The following is an 18236-nucleotide window of genomic DNA, read 5'->3' on the forward strand; positions in this document are numbered from 1 at the left end:
GATCAAAAGATCGCAGCCTGCGGCAGCTCCTACGGTAGGGGCTGGCGAAGCCTGCGATCTTTTGCCTTTAAACCGTCAGTCTGAGGAATTGATCCACGTCACAAAACCGATTTGATTCAGGTCTACAATCGAGCTTCCCGCAGTGCAATCTTTTAGGTGAGGAAGTCAGCAATGAAGATCCTGATAAAAGAATTGGCAAAATCCCAGTGGCAGGTCCGCCTGGACAACCACGCGGTGAACTTCCGCAGTGAAGCCGAAGCCCGTGCTTTTACCTCGACCCTCGAGGCTCGATTGCAAGCTCCTCATCAACTCCCCGAACGCCTGCAACGAGCAACCGGCTGACTCAAGCCACGGCTTGCGCTGCCCGGGCAATTTGCAACCGACGGGTGAGCATCGCGACGCTCACCACCAAAATTCCGCACAGGCTGATGACCATCGCCATCGGCATCGCCGTGCCGTCGTGCAACACGCCCACCAACGCTGCCGCCCCTGCGGCAACACTGAACTGCAAGCAACCGAGCATTGCCGAGGCACTGCCTGCGCGTGCGCCCTGACCGCTCATGGCGCACGCCGACGCATTGGGAATAATGCAACCCAGGCTCGCGATGCAGATAAACAGTGGAATCAACAATGGCCACAAATGCTCGGTATGCAGTGAACTGACCGCCAGCAAGGTCAGGCCCGCCGCCAGATAAATCCATACAGTACGCGCCAGCAAAAAGGCCGGGCCGCGTTTGGAAAGCAGTCGCGCATTGAGCTGAGCCACCAGAATAAAGCCCGCCGCATTGGTGCCGAACAGCCAGCCAAAGTGCTCGGCCGGGACACCGTAAAGTTTGATGAAGACGAAAGGCGAACCGGCGATGTAGGCAAACATCCCGGCAATGGCGATGCCTCCGGTCAAGGCATGGCCGAGGAAAATCCTGTCAGAGAGCAGTCGACCGTACTGGCGCAGAGAACCCGACAATGGCTGACGCGGCTGGTTGGCCGGCAAGCTTTCCGGCAAGCCCAACGCAACCGCCAGGCCCGACAACGCACTGAACGCCGTCAAGGCGATAAAGATCGACTCCCAGCCATGCAGGTTGACCAGCAGACCGCCGAGCATCGGTGCAAGAATCGGTGCCAGGCCCATGACCAGCATCAGCTGCGAAAAGACTTTCGCCGAACCCACCGCGTCGCACTTGTCGCTGACCACCGCACGGGAAATCACCATCCCGGCGCAGCCGCCCAGCGCCTGAACGAAACGTGCAGCGATCAACCACTCAAGGCTCGGCGCAAACGCGCACACCAGCGAGGCCAGGGTGAACAGGCCGACGCCCACCAGCAACGGAATGCGCCTGCCGAAGCGATCGGCCACCGGGCCGTAAGCCAACTGGCCAATCGACAGGCCCAGGAAATAGGCCGCGAGGGTCAGCTGGACGTGTTTTTCATCGGTACCGAAAGCCGCCGCCATGGCCGGGAAGGCTGGCAGATAGAAATCGATGGCCAGCGGCCCGAAAGCGCTCAGGGCGCCAAGAATCAGAATGGTACGGAGGTTCATCAGGCGTCCAGTTATGCGTCAGTCGGCAGCCCGACAGTCTAGCCGCGCCTGGACGCCTTGAACATTCCGATAGGTCGCTAACTATTAAAAAGGTTCAGGCCAGCGCCACTTCATAACCTTCTCCGCTGATCAGGTTGATGACTTGATCCGCCGACAGCTCACCGCTCTCGACACCGACTTCCTTCGCCGCGAGGTCGACCCGAATACTGGCTGCCGGATCCTTGGCTTGCAGCGCCTCGGTAATGGCCCGAACACAGTGACCGCACGACATTCCTTGAACGTTGAATACCTGCATGAGACAGCTCCTTTGATGTGGTTGAAGCCAGTCTTGAGCTTGCCACGGTGGCAAGGTCAAGTTCTGCAGTGATCTGCCGGGCTGGCAATCATCGTCGCGCTCGGCCAAGCTTCGCCATCAATGACTCAAAAGCAGGAGATGCAGCCATGCGCTGGTCAGCTTTCAGCCTATTCGGCATGCTCAGTCTTTTCGCCGCCGCGCCCTCGGCCAGCGCCGAAGACTTCGGTGTGCTGATCATTTCTCGCGAGCGCCTGGAAGTCGCGACCTCGTGCGAGATTGGCGTGTACATCCAGGATCAGTTGTCGGCGCGGCTGTTCCAGGAGCAGAGCACCTCGTTCAACTTGCCGCCGGGTAACTACTCTTTGCGGCTCAAACTGCTGCCCGGCCAGGCGCCAGGCTGTAACGCCGGGATGCTGGCCCCCGGCTCGCAGAACATCACGCTCAGGGCGGGTGACCTGTTGAAATTCCGCATCGCCATGAACCAGCAAGGGATGTACCTCAAGCCCGCCGCGCTGGGGTATTGAGGCGTTCCGAATTCTGCGCGCTCCCCTGTAGCAGCTGGCGAAGCCTGCGTTCGGCTGCAAAGCAGTCGTGAAATCAGACACTGCGGTGTATCAGGTTAATCGTGGACTCAGGATTTGCGACCGCTACGCGGTCGAACGCAGGCTTCGCCAGCTGCTACAGGGACCGTATCAACCTGAAGAACACCATCAAGATTGGCGCTTGACCTTGCCAGCATGGCAAGGTTGATCCTGTAGGTCATTTCTACAGGGAGTAAGACCAATGTCCGATTCCACCACCTTCGATCTGCCGATCTCCGGTATGACCTGCGCCAGCTGCGCCGGGCGTGTCGAGCGTGCGTTGAGTAAAGTTGTCGGCGCCAGTGCCGTCAGCGTCAACCTGGCCACCGAACAAGCACGCGTCCAGGCCCCTCGCGATAGCTTGCCGGCGCTGATGGAAGCGGTGCAGCAAGCCGGTTACAGCGTGCCGGCACACAACCTGGAATTGAGTATCGGCGGTATGACCTGTGCGTCGTGTGCCGGTCGGGTCGAACGTGCCCTGAATAAAGTCGCCGGGGTGAAAAGCGTCAGCGTCAATCTGGCCAATGAACGCGCGCACCTCGAACTACTCGGCCAAATCGACCCACAGATATTGATCGGCGCGGTCAGCAAGGCCGGTTATACCGCCAGCGTCTGGCAAGCCGAGCAGTCCACTGACAACGATCAGCAACAACGTCTGCGCCACGAACGCTGGAGCTTGCTGCTGGCAATCATTCTGGCCTTGCCGCTGGTGCTGCCGATGCTGGTGCAGCCGTTCGGCCTGCACTGGATGCTCCCGGCCTGGGCACAGTTTGCCTTGGCGACCCCGGTGCAATTCATTTTCGGTGCACGCTTTTATGTCGCCGCATGGAAAGCCGTGCGGGCTGGCGCGGGCAACATGGACCTGCTGGTAGCCCTGGGCACCAGCGCCGGTTATGGCTTGAGCATTTACCTGTGGGCCACCGCCAGTGCCGGCAGCATGCCGCATCTTTATTTCGAAGCCTCGGCGGTGGTGATCGCGCTGGTGTTGCTCGGTAAATACCTTGAGAGCCGCGCCAAACGCCAGACCGCCAGTGCCATTCGTGCCCTCGAAGCCTTGCGTCCTGAACGGGCGATTCAAGTGATCGACGGCCGCGAACAGGACGTCGCCATCAGCGCATTGCGCCTTGGCGATCTGGTGCTGGTCAAACCCGGTGAACGTTTCCCGGTGGACGGTGAAGTGGTCGAAGGTCAGAGCCATGCCGACGAGGCATTGATCAGCGGCGAAAGCCTGCCGGTGCCGAAACAACCCGGCGACAAGGTCACTGGCGGTGCGATCAACGGCGAAGGCCGGCTGCTGGTTCGAACCCAGGCCCTTGGCGCGGAAACCGTGTTGGCGCGAATCATCCGTCTGGTGGAAGACGCCCAGGCCGGCAAGGCGCCGATTCAAAAGCTTGTGGATAAAGTCAGCCAGGTGTTCGTACCCGTCGTGCTGCTTTTAGCGCTGGCAACCTTGATCGGCTGGTGGCTGTATGGCGCGCCGCTGGAAACGGCGGTGATCAACGCGGTCGCGGTGCTGGTGATCGCCTGTCCTTGCGCCCTCGGCCTGGCCACACCGACCGCGATCATGGCCGGCACCGGCGTGGCCGCACGCCACGGTATTCTGATCAAGGACGCGCAAGCGCTGGAACGTGCCCATGAAGTCAGCGTGGTGGTGTTCGACAAGACCGGCACACTGACGTCCGGCACGCCACGCATCGCTCACTTCAGTGCCATCGACGGCAACGAAGCAACCCTGCTGCAACAGGCCGGCGCCCTGCAACGCGGCAGCGAACATCCGTTGGCCAAGGCCGTGCTGGACGCCTGTGCCGAGCGTGACTTGTCGGTGGCCGATGTCAGCGCCAGCCAATCACTGACCGGTCGTGGCATTGCCGGCACGCTGGAGGGTCGCCGGTTGGCGCTGGGCAATCGCCGTCTGCTGGAAGAAACCGGCTTGAACGCCGGCCCCTTGGCCGAATCCGCCAAGGCCTGGGAAGCCGAGGGCCGGACCTTGTCGTGGCTGATCGAACAAAGCCCCGAGCCGCGGGTACTCGGTCTGTTCGCCTTTGGCGACACCCTCAAGCCTGGGGCGCTGCAAGCGATTGAGGCATTGAACACGCAACACATCGGCAGTCACCTGCTGACCGGCGACAACCGTGGCAGCGCCCGGGTGGTCGCCGAAGCGCTGGGTATCAGCAACGTTCACGCCGAAGTACTACCGGCAGAAAAGGCCTCGACCGTCACCGAACTGAAAAAGACCGGTGTGGTGGCGATGGTTGGCGACGGCATCAACGACGCTCCAGCGTTGGCGGCGGCAGATATCGGCATCGCCATGGGCGGCGGCACCGACGTTGCGATGCACGCGGCCGGGATCACCTTGATGCGCGGCGACCCTCGCTTGGTGCCAGCGGCGCTGGAGATCAGCCGCAAGACCTACGCGAAGATCCGCCAGAATCTGTTCTGGGCCTTCGTCTACAACCTGATCGGGATTCCGCTGGCAGCGTTCGGCTTGCTCAACCCGGTTCTGGCCGGCGCGGCGATGGCCTTGTCCAGTGTCAGCGTGGTAAGTAATGCTTTACTGCTCAAAACCTGGAAGCCGAAAGACCTGGAGGACGTTGAATGAACATCGGCCAAGCAGCCAGACACAGCGGCCTGAGCGCCAAGATGATTCGCTATTACGAATCGATCGGTCTGCTCAAGGCAGCGCATCGCACCGACAGCGGCTACCGCGTCTATGGCGATGACGACCTGCACAGCCTGGCGTTCATCAAGCGTTCACGCGATCTCGGGTTTTCCCTGGAAGAGGTAGGCAAACTGCTGACCCTCTGGCAGGACCGCCAACGGGCCAGCGCCGACGTCAAGGCACTGGCCCGCCAGCACATCGATGAGCTGAACCAGAAAATCCGCGAGCTCGGCCAGTTGCGCGACACCCTGGAGGATCTGGTGGAGCATTGTCAGGGCGATCATCGTCCGGACTGCCCGATTCTCAAGGAGCTGGCGTCGGGCTGCTGCGCCGAGCCCGCTCGCCCCTGATCGCCAAAACCTTCAGCACCAACAGGGTGCTGAGGGGAATCCCATGAAACAGCAGCACCACCGCGCCGGGCGCCCACACGTTATAGAACGGCGCGGCAATCAACATGCCGACGCCGAACCCGGTCATTTGCAGTAAGGTCAGGAAACTGAAAATCGGCAGGCGCAGGCTGTCCGGTTCACGCTGCAAGCGCGACATCAGTCCGACCTCGGAAAAGCCGTCCCCCAAACCCGCCGGCAACGCGAACAGCAGCAAGGCATACAGGCTCTGTTGCTGGAACATCAGAATGAAGCCGCTGGACATCAGCAACACACCGAAGAAAAACCGCCGCTCCAGGTTTGAGTTTTCCGAGCCCGGCAAACGACTGGCGATCCGTGCGCCGATGAATTTCCCGCACGCCCATACTGCCAGCATCAAACCCAGCGTAATGCTGGCCGACTCAGGCGTGAGCAGTTTGGAAATGATCGGGAATCCCACGTTGTGCGCGGCACTGCCGAGGGTGTCGGCCATCACCAGCGCCAGCATCGCGGCGATGACCGGCGAACTGCGCAAACCTTGGCGTAGTGCACTCCATTCGCCACGCGGGTGGGTTGGCTCGGTACTCGGTGCATATCTGGAAAACCGCAACGGCACAATGAATAGCGCCGCCAACAGATAAGTGACCACGTTCAGCGCAAACACCGTTTCAAAGCCGAAACCTGCCACCAACAGCCCGGCAACCAGACTCCCGCCGACCATCGCCGCGGACGACGCCGAAGTGATCCAGGCATTGGTCTTAAGCAGTTGCTCCCCAGCGATCATGTGCGGCAACTGGCTGTTGAGGCCAATGGCGAACATCGAGTTGCCAAACCCCAGGCCGAAAGCGATCACCGGTAACAGCAACGCTTGCTGCGGCACCGGCAGCACCAGCAACAGGCCTAACAGCCCGGCACGCAGCAGATCGAAGGCTATCAGCGGTAAGCGCCCGCCCCAACGACGATAAAACGTCGTGCCGATCAAACTGGCAAAAATCCCCCCGGCCACGCGGCTGGCAAGAAAGATCCCGACGCTCATGGCGCTGTTGCTGAGCAGGTAAACATAAGTGGCCAGCGCCACCATATTGAGGAAGGCGCCGAAATCCGAGACCAGGCGCGCAGCGATGATCAGTCGGGCATTGCGGGTGGATTGGTGGGGTGTGGGGTCGGTGTTCACAATCGTCCTTGATCGAGCGTTGCCTTGGGTGCCGTGCAGTTAACTCGATTTAACAACCTACGGATACTCATGTGGGAGCGAGCTTGCTCGCGATAGCGGACTGACAGTCAACAATGATGTTGAAAGTGATGGCCTCATCGCGAGCAAGCTCGCTCCCACAGTGGTTCTGTGTTGAATTCAATTTTCGGGCAGGACACCCATAAAAAACCCGGCCGAAGCCGGATTTTTCATTCAACCGATCACTGCATCCACGGCGGAGGCGGTTCTTCGGTTTTGCTCGGCGGTGCATCGTCTGCGGCGCGAACCGCTTGCCGACGTTCCTCATCAAGGCGCGCGGCCTCGATCTCACGCATGATGCCGCCTACGTCCGCCAGCTCTTCCGGCTCGTCGAACTCACCGGTCAGGACGCTGGCCGGGTGCAGGGTGCCGGCTTCATACAGCGCCCACATTTCCTTGGCGTACTTGGTCCGCTTCAACTCCGGGGCAAAGCGCCCGAAGTACGAGGCCATGTTGCCCACATCGCGCTCCAGCATGCTGAACGCGTGGTTGTTGCCGGCAGCGTCGACTGCCTGGGGCAGGTCGATGATCACCGGGCCATCCGGGGTCAGCAATACGTTGAACTCGGACAGGTCACCGTGCACCAGACCGGTACACAGCATCAGCACGATCTGCGAAATCAGGAAGGCGTGGTATTCGCGCGCCTGATCCGCTTCCAGCACCACGTCATTGAGACGCGGTGCGGCATCGCCGTACTCGTCCGCCACCAGTTCCATCAGCAGCACGCCTTCCAGGAAGTCGAACGGCTTGGGGACTCGCACCCCGGCACTGGCCAGACGGAACAACGCCGCAACCTCGGCGTTCTGCCAGGCGTCTTCGGTTTCTTTACGACCGAACTTGGAACCCTTGGCCATCGCGCGAGCCTGACGGCTGTTACGTACCTTGCGGCCTTCCTGATACTCGGCCGCCTGACGAAAACTTCGTTTATTCGCCTCCTTGTAAACCTTGGCGCAACGTAACTCGTTGCCGCAGCGCACCACATAAACAGCTGCTTCTTTACCACTCATGAGTGGGCGCAGCACCTCGTCAACCAGACCGTCCTCGATCAGCGGTTCAATGCGTTTTGGAGTCTTCATCAGCTTTTATTGTGGGTCCTTTATTACCAAACACGCGAATGTCACTCGTTATACGGCAATCCACTCCCGGCGGGGAGGGGTTGCCGACCTATGAACGTTGCAGATGCACCCAATGTGCCAGATTAATCAGGCAAACCCTGTCGGCCGACGAAGATCATAGCTGAGAGTCAGCCGCACGTTGCTAACCAGATCAGAAGGCAATTGCGACAGAGTTTGCGATCAGCCGACCCACTCTTTGTAGGATTTTTTTCAATAGCCCTCAATTTCCGCTGCTGGCGGCCGAAGTCATCAAAGAGAACGGGATTTGTCCGACAATCCGCGAGTCGTCAGCACTGCGTGGGCTTATAAGAAAAAATCTGGAGCGCGGATGAACATCAAACAAAAACTGACGTGGGCGTTTGCAATCATCGCCTGCTTGCCGGTTGTGCTGGTTGCCACCCTGGTGGTCATGAACCTGCGCAGCGATGCCAAAGAGAACTTTGTCGACAGCAGCGGTCGAGAGATCCGCCAGGTCAGCAACGCCATGCAACTGTTCTTCGACGGCATCAGCCAGAACGTCAACTACCTGGCCTCCCAGCCGCTGATCAAAAACACCGACGCCAGCCTCAAGACTTACATGAGCGCCAACGCGACCGAGATCCCGCAAGGCGAGATGGACAAGCAGGTGTTCGCCTTGCTGCAAGACCTGGGCGCCAGTCACCCGTCCTACGCGTACGCCATCATCGGCACCAGTGCCGGTGGTTACGTGTCGTGGCCCGATGATCCGAAGCTGACCAATTACGACCCGCGCCAGCGCCCCTGGTACAAAGCCGCCCAGGCCAAACCCGGCAAGCCACTGCGCACCGAGGCCTATTACTGGGCAGACGATGACGCGACTTATGTCAGCACCGTGCGTACCCTCGACAACAAGCTGGGCACCAACGGCGGCGTGGTCAGCATCGACGTGACGCTCAAGCAGCTCACCGAGATCGTCAAGCAGATCAAGCTCGGTGAAACCGGCTACCTGATGCTGATGGAAAACAACGGCACGGTGCTGGTCGATCCGAAACAGCCGGAGCATAACTTCAAACCCCTGAGTAGCCTGGGCGACGGTTATGCGCAACTGGCCAAGGCCGGCAAGGGCCTGGTGGAAATCGAGTTGAACGGCGAGCGCTATATGGCCAACGTCTGGCCGTCGGAGCAACTGGGCTGGACCTTCGTCGGCCTGATCAAGCAAACCGACGTCATGAGCTCCGCCACGCAACTGACCTGGTTGATCGCGATCATCGCCGCCGTATTGGCCGTGGTCTTTGCCGTAGTCGGCGCGAGTTTCGCCAGCCTCATCGTGCGGCCGATCCGCAGCGTTGCCAGCGGTCTGGAAGGCATCGCCCAGGGTGAAGGTGACCTGACCCAGAACCTGCAGATCCGTGGCAACGACGAAACGGCCCAACTGGCCAACTGGTTCAACCAGTTCCTCGCCGCGATTCGCGCGCTGATCCAGCACATCGGCGGCGCCGCGACCAAGATCCTCGCCAACTCCCACAGCGCGACCCAGGTCTCCAGCGACATGGCCGAAGCCGCCGGGCGCCAACGTGAAGCCGTGGACATGGTGTCCACGGCGTTCCACGAAATGGTCGCCACCGCCAACGAAGTCGCGCGCTCGTGCAGCCAGGCCGCCGAGTCGGCCGACAGCGGTCAGCGTCAGGCCCGCGAAGGTCAGCAACAGATCGATGCCGCAGTGAGCAGCGTCGACAAGTTGAGCCAGGAAATCGAACAATCAGCGCAGTCGATGCAGCAGCTGGAGCGCGACAGCAATGACATTCAGTCGATCCTCGGCACCATTCGCTCCATCGCCGAGCAAACCAACCTGCTGGCATTGAACGCAGCGATCGAAGCGGCCCGCGCCGGCGAGCAGGGTCGCGGCTTTGCGGTGGTGGCCGATGAGGTTCGCGCACTGGCCAAACGCACCGCCGACTCTACGGCGGAAATCGACGGACTGCTCGGCAACCTGGCCAAGCGCACCAGCCAGGTCACCCAGCAAATGCACGCCAGCCTTGAAGTGTCGCAACAGTCGGTGAGCCGGATCGGCGAGGCGCGCAACAGCTTTGGGCAGATTCGCGAATCGGTGGACGTGATCCGCGACATGAACACCCAGATCGCCACGGCCGCCGAAGAACAGCATCAGGTCGCCGAAGACATCAACCGCCACATCAGCCAGATCCATGGCGATGCGCAGTTGGTGGCCGAACTGGCCAACTCGGCACGGCTCGACTCCCAGAGTCTGGCGGGGTTGTCGAATGAGCTGGATGGGTTGGTGCGACGGTTCCGCACCTGATCATAGAACCAGGGTGGCCGCTTCGCGGCCAATCGCGAGCAAGCTCGCTCCCACAAGGACACTGCAAAACCCTGTGGGAGCGAGCTTGCTCCGGGCGGCGATCCGACGATGAGGCCGTCACTACCTGAAAAGCTCCCCCGGGGTAAACCCGAACAGGCTTTTGAATGCGGCAATAAACGCCGACGTCGAGTCATACCCGCTGGACAGCGCCGCCGTGGTCACACTGCTGCCGTCCTCCAGCAAACTCAACGAAGACAACAACCGCATGCGCTGGCGCCAGCTGCGAAAGCTCAATCCGGTTTCACGCTGGAACAAGCGCATCAAGGTTTTCTCCGACGTGCCCAATCGTTCCGCCCACTCATGCAACGTTATGTTCTGCTCAGGGCGCTCGATCAGCTCGTTGCACAACCCAAGCAAACGCGGGTGACGTGGCAGCGGTAGAGAAAACCCGACTTCAGGCAGGCTCGCCAACTGATCCAGTAGCACCTCGACCAAGCGCGCCTCGCGGCTGTCGCCCTCGGGATAATCCACCGGCAGCTGGCAGAAGCTCTTGATCAGTTCACGCGCCAAGGGCGTAACTTCCAGCACCCGACAACGCTCGTCCGCCCAGGCGCACTCCTCGCGCCGCACATACAGGCTGCGCATTTCCGCACGCATCGAGGTCACCACCTGGTGCTCCAGATCAGCCGGAATCCAGATACCCCACTGCGGCGGCGCAAAGAAACTGCCCTCGGCGGTGTGCACGCCGAGGACTCCGCTGATCGCGTAGGAAAACTGCACCCAATCGTGACGATGAGGTGGCGTCCACGAGCCGGCGCTGAGGCTTTCCGCACGGGCATACAGCGGACGCGGCAACGCCGTCAGGGTCGGGATTGTCCGTTCAAGAGAAAGTTGTCCGTTAGCCGGCATTGATTGGCCTTATGTCGCAAGACGGGCGGAAGTCATGACCTTAGGCTAGGTCATCCATTCTTACAATGTCTTCGGTGCCCGCTATGCATGCCTTCAAACACCTCAAACGCGTGGTCACCGACTGGTTCCTGTGCGGGATGCTGATCGCCACGCTGCTGTCCTGGGCCTTCCCGACATTCGGCGCCACAGGTGGTGCGATGCACGCCGAGTGGGTGATCAACATCGGCGTGTTCCTGGTGTTCTTCCTGCACGGGGTCAACCTGTCGAGCGAGCAGATCCGTCACGGTTTGAAAAACTGGCGCCTGCACTTCATGGTCCAGGCTTTCACCTTCCTGGTGTTCCCGCTGATCTGGCTGGTGAGCGACAAGCTGCTGGGCTCGCACATTCCATCGCTGCTGATGTTGGGGTTCTTCTACCTGTGCGCCCTGCCCTCGACCATTTCCTCTTCCGTGGCCTTGACCGGAAGCGCGGGTGGCAACGTACCGGCGGCGATTCTCAATGCCAGCCTGTCCAGCGTGCTGGGGATTTTCCTCACGCCGTTACTGGTGAGTTTCGTGGTGGGCAGCGGTGCTGGCGGCATTGACCTGGGTTCAACCCTGCTCGACCTCTGCGCCATGTTGCTGCTGCCGCTGGTACTGGGTCAGTTGCTGCGGCCGCTGTTTGGCAAGTTTTTCAGTCGCCACAAGCGCTACACCAACATCGTCGACAAACTGGTGATCCTGCTGCTGGTCTACGCCGCGTTTTGCAACTCGATGGTTTCCGGGATGTGGCAGCAACAGGGCAATACGGTGATTCTCAGCGCACTGGTCGGCAGTGCCGCGCTGCTGGCGATCATTCTGTGGATGACCACTCGCACTGCCCGCGCCCTGAAATTCAACCCGGCCGATGAAATCGCCGCAGTGTTCTGCGCCAGCAAAAAATCCCTGGCGGCCGGTGCGCCGATGGCCGCATTGATCTTCGGCGCCAACCCGGGCCTGGGGCTGATCCTGTTGCCGATCATGATCTATCACCCGTTGCAGTTGATCGTCTGCTCGGTGATGGCCGAGAGTTATGCCAACCGCAATCGGCTACTCGCCGAGCAGCAACGCGGCGCTGCCCTCAGCGCTCAATAATGGCCGTCACACCTTGACCGCCGGCGGCGCAGATCGAGATCAACCCGCGACCCTTCCCGGCGGCGTCCAGCAGCTTGGCGAGGTTGGCGACGATTCGCCCGCCGGTCGCGGCAAACGGATGTCCGGCCGCCAGTGAACTGCCTTTGACGTTGAGCCGACTGCGGTCGATCGAGCCCAACGGCGCTTCAAGACCGAGCCGGGTTTTGCAGTACTCCGGATCTTCCCAGGCCTTCAAGGTGCAAAGCACTTGCGCGGCGAAGGCTTCGTGGATTTCGTAATAGTCGAAGTCCTGCAAGGTCAGGCCGTTGCGCGCCAGTAAACGCGGCACTGCGTAGACCGGCGCCATCAATAGCCCTTCGGCGCCGTTGACAAAATCCACCGCCGCCGCTTCACCGTCGCGCAGATAAGCGAGGATCGGCAAACCACGTTCTTTCGCCCACGCCTCACTGCCCAACAGCACCAACGCCGCGCCATCGGTCAGCGGTGTCGAGTTGCCAGCGGTGAGCGTGCCTTTGTCGCCTTTTTCGAAGACCGGTTTCAACGACGCAAGCTTTTCCAGTGTCAGGTCCGGGCGCAGGTTGTTGTCGCGGGTCAACCCCAGGAACGGCGTCATCAGATCGTTCTGCCAGCCTTCGGCGTAGGACGCGGCCATTTTCTGGTGGCTTTCCAGGGTCAACTGATCCTGCTCGGCACGGGGAATGTTCCAGGTCTGCGCCATCAACTCGCAATGCTGTCCCATGGACAGCCCGGTGCGCGGTTCGCCGTTGCGCGGAAACTCGGGGATCAAATGCCGGGGACGCAATTGCAGGAACGTTTTGAGCTTGTCGCCGGTGCTCTTGGCGCGGTTGGCTTGCAGCAGAATCTTGCGCAGGCCTTCGCTGACACTGATCGGCGCATCCGAGGTGGTATCGACACCACCGGCAATGCCGCAGTCGATCTGCCCCAGGGCAATCTTGTTCGCCACCAACAACGCCGCTTCCAGACCGGTGCCGCAAGCCTGCTGAATGTCATAGGCCGGGGTACTCGGTGACAGCCGCGAGCCGAGCACGCACTCACGGGTCAAGTTGAGGTCCCGGGACAATTTAAGCACCGCCCCCGCCACTACTTCGCCCATGCGCAGGCCGTGCAGGTTGTAGCGCTCGATCAAGCCTTCGAGCGCCGCCGTCAGCATTGCCTGGTTGCTGGCGGTGGCATACTGCCCGTTGGAACGAGCGAAAGGAATGCGATTACCGCCGATGATCGCGACGCGGCGCAGCTGAGTCATGAAAAGCTCCCTATCAATATCTGAATGTGAAAACAGTACCCTGTGGGAGCGAGCTTGCTCGCGATGAGGCCGGCACATTCAAAGCTTTTGCCGGCTGACACACCGCAATCGCGAGCAAGCTCGCTCCCACAGGTACTGCATTGCGCTTCAAGTTCTGTATTCCCTGCCAACCAACAAAAAACCCGGATTCAAACTAATCTGCTGTGATCAAGCGTAGGCCTTATCTCGCGGATCGAACGACTGATCGCGATTCGTGGTCCACACTTTGAACCCCAGTTGCCGGAGGACATTCCATGTCAGACCGTTATATCGACTTCGCCAATTCGGCCTTCGGCCACCGTGTGGTTGGAGCCCTTGGCCTGCCGTCGCCGGTTCGTCTGGAGCGCTGGGAGGCCGGTCGCCTGCGGCCCGTCGAGGGTGCGCTGCTGATCGGTGGCGGCCCGTTGACGCAGAACGTCAGCGCGTTCGCCAACAAACTCACCGAGCAGATTTATAGCTACGGGCCGGAACCGTTGGTGGCCCAGGCGTGGATTCCGGGTCACGGGCCCAAGCTCAAAGCGGTAGTGTTCGATGCCAGCGATCTGCTGCAGACCGATCAGCTCAAGCAACTGCGCGAGTTCTTCCAGCCGTTGATGAAAAATCTCGACCGCAGCGCTCATCTGGTGATTTTCGGGCGCGCACCGGAAACCTTGGGCGACCCGTTCGCCGCCAGTGCCCAACGCGCACTCGAAGGCTTCAGCCGCTCGCTGGCCAAGGAGCTGCGCAGCGGCGGCATCTTGCAGTTGCTGTATGTCGGGGCCGGGGCCGAAGGACAGCTAGAAGGTGCATTGCGGTTTTTCCTCTCGCCAAAAAGTGCTTATGTCTCGGGGCAGGTCGTGCGGCTGAATGCTTGCGACACTCAAGTCCATGACTGGACCCGCCCGTTGGCCGGACGCACGGCGCTGATCACTGGCGCGGCTCGCGGCATCGGCGCATCGATCGCCGAAACCCTGGCACGCGACGGTGCGCAGGTGGTGCTGCTGGATGTGCCACCGGCCAAGACCGATCTCGATGCCCTCGCCGCCCGCCTCGGCGGCCATAGCATCACCCTCGATATCTGCGCCGAAGACGCAACTGAACAGTTGGTCCAGCAGTTGCCGAACGGCATCGACATTGTGGTCCACAACGCCGGCATCACCCGCGACAAAACCCTGGCCAACATGACTCCGGAATACTGGGATGCGGTGCTCGCAGTAAACCTGAATGCACCGCAAGTGCTGACCAAAGCGCTGCTCGACAGCGGCACCCTGCACGATAACGGTCGGGTGATTCTGCTGGCCTCGATCAGCGGCATCGCCGGCAATCGCGGGCAAACCAATTACGCCGCGAGCAAGGCCGGGCTGATTGGCCTGGCACAGGCCTGGGCGCCGTTGTTGGGTGAGCGCGGGATCAGCATCAATGCGGTAGCCCCAGGCTTTATCGAAACCCAAATGACCGCGCATATTCCGTTCGCCCTGCGTGAGGCCGGGCGACGCATGAGTTCACTGGGGCAAGGCGGATTGCCACAAGACGTCGCCGAAGCCGTGGCCTGGCTCGCCCAACCCGGCAGTGGCGCGGTCAGCGGGCAAGCATTGCGAGTGTGTGGGCAAAGTGTATTGGGAGCTTGAACATGGCGACCGATTGGCATTCACAGAGCAGTACACCGTACCTGCCCGAGTTGTATTGGCGTGCGGCGACGCGGCGCAAGATCATCGGCACCACCCTGCCTGAGGATGGCTTTCGTTGCTGGGTCAATGTTGACCCCAAGCGCCTCGCGGCCTATCGCAAGGTCTGCGATTTTACCGATGACGGTTTGCTGCCACCGACGTATCCCCATGTGCTGGCGTTCGCCTTGCAGATGCAATTGCTCACTGCCAAGGCGTTTCCCTTTCCGCTGCTGGGGTTGGTTCACCTGGCCAATCGCATCCGTATTCTGCGGCCCTTGGGCGCAGTCGCTCGAGTGCAGGTGAGCGTGCGGGTGCAGAACCTGCAACCTCATGCCAAGGGCGCGGTGTTTGAGTTGGTCACTCGCATTGATGATGCACTCGGGCCACTTTGGGAGGCCGAAAGCCAGATGCTCTGCAAAGGCGTGAAGCTTGCCGGCGAAACCATTGAGCCGTCGTCGGACCCGGTTCTGAGCATGAACGAGGTCACCCGCTGGTGGGCACCGAGCGAGATTGGCCGGCGCTACGCCAGGGTTTCCGGTGACTACAACCCGATCCACCTGAGTGCCGCTAGCGCCAGACTCTTCGGTTTCCCCCGGGCCATCGCCCACGGTTTGTGGATCAAAGCACGAACCCTTTCGGCACTGAGCGGGCGTCTGCCGACTTCAAATATCGAGATTGCCGTGCAGTTCAGGAAGCCGGTGCGCTTGCCCAGCGAAGTGATCTTGCTGGCCAGCGCTGCCGGCTCAAGCGGCGATTTGAAACTGGTCGGCGCCGGGGATCTGGAACACATGCTCGGCACGTGGCGACCACTCGCCTGAGGCAATCAGCCACGCCGAATAAAAAATACCCCCGCCATAATCAACACCAGCCCGGCAATCTTGCCGGTGCTGACGGGTGCTTCGCGAAACCCGGCCCAGCCGAAATGATCCAGGGTCATTGCCATCCCCAGTTGCCCCGCCAGCACCAGCGCCATGAACAGCATGGCGCCGATGCGCGGCCCCGCGAAGGCTGCCGTGGTGATGAAAAATGCGCCGAGCAGGCCACCGCTCCAGTGCCACCAGGTCAGGCTTTTGAGGGCGGCCAACGTCGGCGTTTCTCGCTGGAACAGCACCAACAGCAACAACGCCATGGTGCCGACAAAAAACGAAATCAGCGCGGCGCTCAGGACGCTCGACACTTGTTTGGCCAACTGGCCATTGATACCGGCTTGCAGCGGCAAAAATGCACCTGCGACAAAAGGCAGGCAAAGCAACCACCAGACGGGGGCCGGCATGCTGTTCTCCAATGAGTGAATGAGGCGCGCAGTATACGCCGTCCCCTCGCTCGATCGCAGGCACAACCCAACGCTGCAAACTTTTAGAATTGCAGTAGAAGATCACAACCTTCGGTAGCCTCTACGGGACTTCGCAAACAATCATGCCCCAGTCGAACAGGGTTAACGGTGTCTACGTAACTTAAGCTTTATGACGAATTTATGATTCTCAAAGAACCATCACCTATTGAGTTACAGGGTTATTTAATAAATAAATAACTGCAAAAAACGTCCTTGACATTAGTCCTTAGATACAGCCTGCCTACTAGTTGTTAATCGCAAAAGCCCGACCTTGGGGTTGAACACCGACAGTGTTTATTTCCAAAGCAGGCCCATGAGGGAAGCCTTGACCGCAGCGGCGATCTTGTTCTGACAACCCAGTTTCTTGAGGCAATGGTTTATATGGAAATTGACCGTTCTCTTGGTAATTCCCAGGATGACGGAAACATCGTCCGATGTTTTTCCGTCAGCGGTCCATTGCAGAATTTCCTTTTCCCGTTGAGACAGCTCAATCGGTACAGGCAGAACAGATCCCACCCCCAGTTGCTGTAATCGAGTCATGCCCAAATGGGTGATCTGTGCAAGCCAGGAGAGCTCAGCCTGTTTGGTCTTGAGTTCCAGAGCCGTGATCGGGTCGCTGCCGCGGGCGAACGTCACCAGCCCCTGCGCTTCGCTATTGAGCAGCGTTTGCCCCCATCCTTCCGAGAGCCCATGACATTGCGCCTCCCGCCAGAATTCAGGAGCCAGGGCCTTGAGTTCGGCGTCCCACAGCACGGGTTTTACGCTTCTCAGTGCTCGCGCAACGTAGGGATCGATTTCCAGGTAGCGATTGGTCGCGTAGGCCGTTTGCCAGGCAGGCGAGTAATTATTTATGAGGAACAGACAAGGTTTGGTGAGAGGGAAAAGTCTTCTTGAACCATAAGCCACATAGTCAAACTCCAACTGTCGGGCAACGGTTTTGATAGTGTCGAACAATAATTCGACGTCCGTCGCGGACACAGCATTTTCCAACAGTTCAGCCTGCCAGTGCGACATAGAGATTCCTTCTCTTATTTATTGCTATCGGCGTCGTGCCAACATGCCTAGCATATTTCCAAATGTTTCCGATAGCTGTCAAGGGTGACAGGTAGTGCGCAATCTCGCCGTGCGCTCTAATCGGAACCCAACAAGTCACTAAAAGGAAGATGTGATGGATTACTTGTCAGGACGTTATGACGAGCTAACGTCGGTTGATCGTCAGCGGTTGGCACAGTATCGGTATCAGGTATTCGTTGAACGCCTCGGCTGGCAATTGTCGACCCCTGCCGATTTCGAGTTCGACCAGTTTGACCATAGTGGCACTCATTACATCGTCGCTGAACAGAACGATGGAAGTATAAAAGGCTGCGCGCGCCTTTTGCCCACAACCCAACCGTACCTGTTGAGTGAAGTGTTCACCTCATTGCTGGGCGGCGCTCCTGCACCTTGCCAGGATGACATTTGGGAGCTGTCACGCTTTACCTCTCTGGACCTTGATGCCCAGACCAGTAAATTCGATCAGATGTCCGACGAAAACACCGTGGGCCTGTTCATGGCCACCCTGGATTACGCCAAAACCTGCGGTGTTTCCCATCTGGTGTCGGTTTCCCCGGTGGCCATCGGTCGTCTGTTGAAGCGAGGCGGCATAGATTTCAAATGGCTGGCACCTCCTCAAGTGCTGGACAACCGTGCCCTGGTGGCCTGCTGTATCACCGTTCAGTAACCGCCCCTTTCATCGTCAGCTCAACCAATTGAACTGGCTGGCCTGGGCACCTGACGCCCGGTGACACATAAAAATATGAAATCAAGCTGCCGACATGAGCCGGGCGGCTCATATCGGCGTGGGTCGATCTCGCGACATGGATAGTTATTGCTGGA

17 protein-coding genes and 1 pseudogene are annotated in these 18236 nt (G+C 60.0%); 10 read left to right on the forward strand and 8 right to left on the reverse strand.

The features are described 5' to 3' along the window. Positions 1 to 171 precede the first annotated feature (171 nt). The gene (locus BK659_RS27815; protein WP_185015458.1) at positions 172 to 342 is read left to right on the forward strand and encodes a hypothetical protein; all 171 of its coding nucleotides are present in this window, start codon (positions 172 to 174) and stop codon (positions 340 to 342) included. Between the two features lies 1 nt (position 343). On the opposite strand, the gene BK659_RS23525 is transcribed toward BK659_RS27815, so the two are convergent. After that, positions 344 to 1537, reverse strand: a complete 1194-nt coding sequence (locus tag BK659_RS23525) for a multidrug effflux MFS transporter (RefSeq protein ID WP_123427540.1) — start codon at positions 1535 to 1537, stop codon at positions 344 to 346. A gap of 94 nt (positions 1538 to 1631) precedes the next feature. After that, positions 1632 to 1832 carry a heavy-metal-associated domain-containing protein gene (locus BK659_RS23530; RefSeq protein ID WP_123427542.1) on the reverse strand — a complete coding sequence of 67 codons (201 nt, stop codon included), beginning with the start codon at positions 1830 to 1832 and terminating at the stop codon, positions 1632 to 1634. Between the two features lie 146 nt (positions 1833 to 1978). Between BK659_RS23530 and BK659_RS23535 the strand changes: the two genes are divergently transcribed. From BK659_RS23535 to cueR, 3 genes are all read left to right on the forward strand, one after another. Beyond that, the gene (locus BK659_RS23535) at positions 1979 to 2356 is read left to right on the forward strand and encodes a hypothetical protein (RefSeq protein ID WP_123427544.1); all 378 of its coding nucleotides are present in this window, start codon (positions 1979 to 1981) and stop codon (positions 2354 to 2356) included. A 259-nt stretch (positions 2357 to 2615) separates the two neighbouring features. Further along, positions 2616 to 5012 carry a heavy metal translocating P-type ATPase gene (locus tag BK659_RS23540; RefSeq protein WP_123427546.1) on the forward strand — a complete coding sequence of 799 codons (2397 nt, stop codon included), beginning with the start codon at positions 2616 to 2618 and terminating at the stop codon, positions 5010 to 5012. Next, positions 5009 to 5422: a Cu(I)-responsive transcriptional regulator gene (gene cueR, locus BK659_RS23545; RefSeq protein WP_123427548.1), complete on the forward strand. Its 414-nt coding sequence runs from the start codon at positions 5009 to 5011 to the stop codon at positions 5420 to 5422. Before BK659_RS23540 ends, cueR begins: the two co-directional genes overlap by 4 nt. Here the strand turns inward: cueR and BK659_RS23550 are convergent. Then, on the reverse strand, positions 5376 to 6611 hold the full coding sequence (locus tag BK659_RS23550; protein WP_123427550.1) for an MFS transporter: 1236 nt from the start codon (positions 6609 to 6611) through the stop codon (positions 5376 to 5378). The genes cueR and BK659_RS23550 overlap by 47 nt on opposite strands. A 239-nt stretch (positions 6612 to 6850) precedes the next feature. Then, positions 6851 to 7744, reverse strand: coding sequence for a PA4780 family RIO1-like protein kinase (locus tag BK659_RS23560; RefSeq protein ID WP_123427552.1), 894 nt, complete (start codon positions 7742 to 7744; stop codon positions 6851 to 6853). A gap of 523 nt (positions 7745 to 8267) precedes the next feature. Between BK659_RS23560 and BK659_RS28390 the strand changes: the two are divergent. Together BK659_RS28390 and BK659_RS28395 are read left to right on the forward strand one after the other, a co-directional pair. After that, a pseudogene (locus tag BK659_RS28390) lies at positions 8268 to 9200 on the forward strand (HAMP domain-containing protein); the annotation flags it as partial. Between the two features lie 129 nt (positions 9201 to 9329). After that, positions 9330 to 10058, forward strand: a complete 729-nt coding sequence (locus BK659_RS28395; protein ID WP_404942545.1) for a methyl-accepting chemotaxis protein — start codon at positions 9330 to 9332, stop codon at positions 10056 to 10058. A gap of 120 nt (positions 10059 to 10178) precedes the next feature. Here BK659_RS28395 and BK659_RS23570 read toward each other — a convergent pair whose 3' ends face one another. Beyond that, the gene (locus BK659_RS23570) at positions 10179 to 10967 is read right to left on the reverse strand and encodes an AraC family transcriptional regulator (protein WP_123427557.1); all 789 of its coding nucleotides are present in this window, start codon (positions 10965 to 10967) and stop codon (positions 10179 to 10181) included. An 83-nt stretch (positions 10968 to 11050) separates the two neighbouring features. Here BK659_RS23570 and BK659_RS23575 point away from each other — a divergent pair, with 83 nt between their 5' ends. Then, entirely contained in the window at positions 11051 to 12079 is a 1029-nt protein-coding gene (locus BK659_RS23575; protein WP_123427559.1) for a bile acid:sodium symporter family protein, read from the forward strand. On the opposite strand, the gene BK659_RS23580 is transcribed toward BK659_RS23575, so the two are convergent. Next, positions 12066 to 13343: an acetyl-CoA C-acetyltransferase gene (locus tag BK659_RS23580; RefSeq protein WP_123427561.1), complete on the reverse strand. Its 1278-nt coding sequence runs from the start codon at positions 13341 to 13343 to the stop codon at positions 12066 to 12068. The two genes, BK659_RS23575 and BK659_RS23580, sit on opposite strands and share 14 nt — an antisense overlap. 293 nt (positions 13344 to 13636) lie before the next feature. Between BK659_RS23580 and BK659_RS23585 the strand changes: the two genes are divergently transcribed. Both BK659_RS23585 and BK659_RS23590 read left to right on the forward strand, forming a co-directional pair. Continuing rightward, positions 13637 to 14989 carry a 3-oxoacyl-ACP reductase gene (locus BK659_RS23585; protein ID WP_123427563.1) on the forward strand — a complete coding sequence of 451 codons (1353 nt, stop codon included), beginning with the start codon at positions 13637 to 13639 and terminating at the stop codon, positions 14987 to 14989. 2 nt (positions 14990 to 14991) lie between these two features. Further along, on the forward strand, positions 14992 to 15846 hold the full coding sequence (locus BK659_RS23590) for a MaoC family dehydratase (RefSeq protein WP_123427565.1): 855 nt from the start codon (positions 14992 to 14994) through the stop codon (positions 15844 to 15846). A gap of 5 nt (positions 15847 to 15851) precedes the next feature. On the opposite strand, the gene BK659_RS23595 is transcribed toward BK659_RS23590, so the two are convergent. Then, a complete protein-coding gene (locus BK659_RS23595; protein WP_123427567.1) occupies positions 15852 to 16301 on the reverse strand; it encodes a DMT family transporter in 450 nt (149 codons plus the stop codon). Positions 16302 to 16655: 354 nt separating this feature from the next. After that, positions 16656 to 17375 (reverse strand): autoinducer binding domain-containing protein, encoded by a 720-nt coding sequence (locus BK659_RS23600; protein ID WP_123427569.1) that lies wholly within the window; start codon positions 17373 to 17375, stop codon positions 16656 to 16658. 154 nt (positions 17376 to 17529) lie between these two features. Here BK659_RS23600 and BK659_RS23605 point away from each other — a divergent pair, with 154 nt between their 5' ends. Beyond that, positions 17530 to 18081 carry an acyl-homoserine-lactone synthase gene (locus BK659_RS23605; protein ID WP_123427571.1) on the forward strand — a complete coding sequence of 184 codons (552 nt, stop codon included), beginning with the start codon at positions 17530 to 17532 and terminating at the stop codon, positions 18079 to 18081. Positions 18082 to 18236: the final 155 nt, after the last annotated feature.

The organism is Pseudomonas brassicacearum (assembly GCF_003732225.1).
Lineage (GTDB): Bacteria > Pseudomonadota > Gammaproteobacteria > Pseudomonadales > Pseudomonadaceae > Aquipseudomonas > Aquipseudomonas brassicacearum_E.